The organism is Streptomyces sp. CO7 (genome assembly GCF_053474865.1).
Genome location: NZ_JBRIOU010000006.1, coordinates 245706 through 249701, shown reverse-complemented (window position 1 = coordinate 249701; position 3996 = coordinate 245706). Strand labels below are relative to the sequence as shown.

Here is a 3996-nt window from a genome sequence, read left to right as displayed (position 1 = left end):
GTCTCACGCAGTGCCATATTCGGGTTCAGCCTCCTAGAACGGCGAGACGCCGGATCGCTGCCATTGGAACGGGGAGCCAGTCGGGCCGGTGCTTGGCCTCGTAGAGGACCTCGTACACCGCCCGGTCGGTCTCGTAGGCGCGCAGTACGCCGGGCTCGTCGCGGGGGTCCCACCCCGAGCCGCGCGCGTACCCCGCGCAGTAGGCCTCACGGCACTGCCGGGCCCACTCGGGGTGCCACGGCCGGCGGGTGCGGGCCGCGTAGTCGAAGGAACGGAGCATGCCCGCCACGTCGCGCACCGGGGAGTGCACGCTGCGGCGCTCCGCCAGCGGCCGGGACGGCTCGCCCTCGAAGTCGATGACGAACCACCGGCTGCCGGCCCGCAGCACCTGCCCCAGGTGCAGGTCGCCGTGGATGCGCTGGGCCGGCCGGTCCGCCTCCAGCGAGGCGAACGCCGCGGACAGCCCCGGCACGTACGGCCGCAGGTCCGGCACGGCACGGGCGGTGTCGTGCAGCCGCTCGGTCATCTCCTGGGCCAGCCGGCCCTTCTGCGGCGCGGCCTCCGGGCCGAGCGGGCCCCGCGGGAACGCCGCCGCCAGCGCCTGGTGGACCTCCGCGGTGGCCAGGCCCAGGGCGTGCGCCTCACGGGTGAAGTCGTTCTCCGCGGCCAGCGCGTTCAGGCCGAGCGTCCAGCCGTCCGTCGCGGAGGGCAGGAAGGGCTGCAGCACGCCGAGCGTGGCCTCGAAGGGCTGTGAGGTGCGGAACCAGGCGGTCGGCGCCGGCACCCGGGTGCAGCCCGTGCGCGCCAGCGCCCACGGCACCTCCCAGTCCGGGTTGATGCCGGGCTGGATCCGGCGGAACACCTTGAGGATGTACTGGTCGCCGTAGACCAGCGAGGTGTTGGACTGCTCGGCGGCGAGCAGCCGCGGGGCGAGCCCGGCCGGCAGGCAGACGCTGGTGTCGCGCTCGAAGCTGAGCGGCCCGGTGACACCGGGATGGCGCAGCCGGTCGAGCAGCAGCGCCGCCGAACGGGGCTCGCGCAGGGCGTCGTAGACCGCCATGCCGGCCAGCGGGCCGGTGCCGGCCCGGCCGATGAACGCCTCCGCCAGGCGCGGCGGCAGCTCCCGCCGCGCCCCCAGCAGCAGTTGGTAGCAGTCGCCGGGACGGGAGGCGCCCGGGGTGGCCGGGCCGGTGTGCTCGGCGTGCACCAGCAGGTGCAGGCAGCCCGGATGCAGCTCCGTCATGGACAGCAGCTTCAGATCGGTCACGGGCCGGTCCTTGCCCGCGAACCAGCGCTGCTGTGGCAGCCATTCGAGCAACAGCCCCTTGAGGGAGGCCATGGGCTCGGCGGCGACCGGGCGGGCGGTGCGGAGCGATGCTGTCTTCGTCATGGCGTGTCCTTTCGCGGGCTCAGGCTCACAGTCGTCGGCTGGCGCGGGGTGCGACTCGGACGAGCCGGAACCAGTAGAAGCCGTGGCCTGCCAGGGTCAGCAGGTACGGCAGTTCGCCGATGGCCGGAAAGCGGACTCCGCCGAACAGTTCGACCGGGTGACGTCCTTCGAAGGCGCTCAGGTCGAGTTCGGTGGGCTGGGCGTAGCGGGAGAAGTTGTGCACGCACACGACGGTGTCGTCCTCGTGTTCCCTCAGGAAGGCGAGCACCGCGGGGTTCGAGGAGGGGAGTTCGGTGTAGGTGCCCAGCCCGAAGGCCGGGTTCTCCTTGCGGATCTCGATCATCCGGCGGGTCCAGTGCAGCAGCGACGACGGCGAGGCCATCGAGGCTTCCACGTTGGTGACCTGGTAGCCGAAGACGGGGTCCATGATGGTCGGCAGGTTGAGCCGGCCGGGGTCGCAGGAGGAGAAGCCGGCGTTGCGGTCGGGCGTCCACTGCATGGGGGTGCGTACCCCGTCGCGGTCGCCGAGCCAGATGTTGTCGCCCATCCCGATCTCGTCGCCGTAGTACAGGACGGGGGAGCCGGGCAGCGACAGGAGCAGAGCGGTGAAGAGCTCGATCTGGTTGCGGTCGTTGTCGAGGAGGGGCGCGAGGCGGCGGCGGATGCCGATGTTGGCCCGCATCCGCGGGTCCTTGGCGTACTCCGCGTACATGTAGTCGCGTTCCTCGTCGGTGACCATCTCCAGGGTCAGCTCGTCGTGGTTGCGCAGGAAGATGCCCCACTGGCACTTCGCCGGGATGGCGGGGGTCTTCGCCAGGATTTCGGAGACCGGGTAGCGGGACTCACGCCGGACGGCCATGAAGATGCGCGGCATGACCGGGAAGTGGAACGCCATGTGGCACTCATCGCCGCCGGAGGCGAAGTCGCCGAAGTAGTCGACCACGTCCTCGGGCCACTGGTTGGCCTCCGCCAGCAGCACGGTGTCCGGGTAGTGCGCGTCGATCTCCTTGCGCACCCGCTTCAGGAACTGGTGCGTGGCCGGCAGGTTCTCGCAGTTGGTCCCCTCCTCGGCGTAGAGGTAGGGGACGGCGTCCAGGCGGTAGCCGTCCACGCCGAGGTCGAGCCAGAACCGCAGGGCCGCCAGGATCTCCTCCTGCACGGCCGGGTTCTCGTAGTTGAGGTCCGGCTGGTGGGAGAAGAAGCGGTGCCAGAAGTACTGGCCGCGGACCGGGTCGTAGGTCCAGTTGGACGTCTCGGTGTCGACGAAGATGATGCGCGCGTCGGCGTACCGGCTGTCGTCGTCGGCCCAGACGTAGTAGTCGCCGTACGGGCCGTCGGGGTCCTTGCGGGACTCCTGGAACCACGGGTGCTGGTCGCTGGTGTGGTTCATGACGAAGTCGATGATCACGCGCATGCCGCGCTGGTGCGCGGCATCGACGAACTCCACGAAGTCGGCCAGGTCGCCGAACTCGGGCAGCACGGCGGTGTAGTCGGAGACGTCGTAACCGCCGTCGCGCAGCGGCGACTTGAAGAACGGCGGGATCCACAGACAGTCCACGCCGAGCCACTGGAGATAGTCCAGCTTCGAGGTCAGGCCCTTGAGGTCCCCGACACCGTCGCCGTTGGAGTCGTGGAAGGAGCGGACCAGGACCTCGTAGAAGACGGCGCGCTTGAACCAGTCCGGGTCCCGGTCACGGGCCGGCGTGTCCTCGAAGGTGTCCGGGACGGGGTCGTTGACGGTCATGGCGCTGCGTTCCCTCCGGCCTGGACGTGGAAGCCCTGCACATGGAAGACGTGGGCCGGCCGCACGCCGGGCTCGAGACGGACGTAGTTGGCGGCGCTCCAGTGGTAGGTCTCACCCGTCAGCTCGTCCCGCACCGGCACCGAACCGTGCGGGTCGACACCCAGACGGGCCAGGTCGGGGCGGACCGTCGCCTCCTGCGCGTGGTGCGGGTCGAGGTTGGCGACCACCAGCACCGTGTCGTCGCCCTCGCTCTTGCTGTACGCGATCACGGCGTCGTTGTCCGTCGGATGGAAGCGCAGGTTGCGCAGCCGTTGCAGCGCGGGATGGCGTCGCCGGATGCCGTTGAGCTCGGCGAGCAGGGGGGCGAGGGTGCGGCCCTCCCGCTCGGCGGCCTCCCAGTCACGGGGGCGCAGCTCGTACTTCTCCGAGTCCAGGTACTCCTCGCTGCCCTCGCGCAGCGCCGCGCCCTCGCAGAGCTCGAAGCCCGCGTAGACGCCCCAGGCGGGGGAGAGGGTGGCCGCCAGGACCGCGCGGACCTCGAAGGCGGGCCGGCCGCCCTGCTGCAGGTAGGCGTGCAGGATGTCCGGGGTGTTCACGAACAGGTTGGGCCGCAGGTAGGCCGCCGAGTCGCCCGACAGCTCGCTCAGGTACTCGGTCAGTTCGTGCTTGGTGTTGCGCCAGGTGAAGTAGGTGTACGACTGCTGGAAGCCGACCTGGGCGAGTGTCTCCATCATGGCGGGGCGGGTGAAGGCCTCGGCCAGGAAGATGACGTCGGGGTCGGCGGCGTTGATCTCACCGATGACCTTCTCCCAGAAGACGACCGGCTTGGTGTGCGGGTTGTCGACGCGGAAGATCCGCACCC

Annotated in this window: 3 protein-coding genes; all 3 read right to left on the bottom strand. The window is 70.4% G+C overall.

What is annotated here, in order from left to right:
- Positions 1 to 25 precede the first annotated feature (25 nt).
- On the bottom strand, positions 26 to 1390 hold the full coding sequence (locus ACOV8S_RS22575) for a maltokinase N-terminal cap-like domain-containing protein (protein ID WP_448319797.1): 1365 nt from the start codon (positions 1388 to 1390) through the stop codon (positions 26 to 28).
- 25 nt (positions 1391 to 1415) lie between these two features.
- Positions 1416 to 3134 carry a maltose alpha-D-glucosyltransferase gene (gene treS, locus ACOV8S_RS22570; RefSeq protein WP_448319794.1) on the bottom strand — a complete coding sequence of 573 codons (1719 nt, stop codon included), beginning with the start codon at positions 3132 to 3134 and terminating at the stop codon, positions 1416 to 1418.
- The coding region (locus ACOV8S_RS22565) for a DUF3459 domain-containing protein (protein WP_448319792.1) at positions 3131 to 3996 on the bottom strand (866 nt) is incomplete at its 5' end. The genes treS and ACOV8S_RS22565, both read right to left, overlap by 4 nt.

Bases quoted from the DNA above. Each gene is read 5' to 3' on its own strand.
- ACOV8S_RS22575 (WP_448319797.1), bottom strand. From the start codon at position 1,390: ATGACGAAGACAGCATCGCTCCGCACCGCCCGCCCGGTCGCCGCCGAG.
- treS (WP_448319794.1), bottom strand. From the start codon at position 3,134: ATGACCGTCAACGACCCCGTCCCGGACACCTTCGAGGACACGCCGGCC.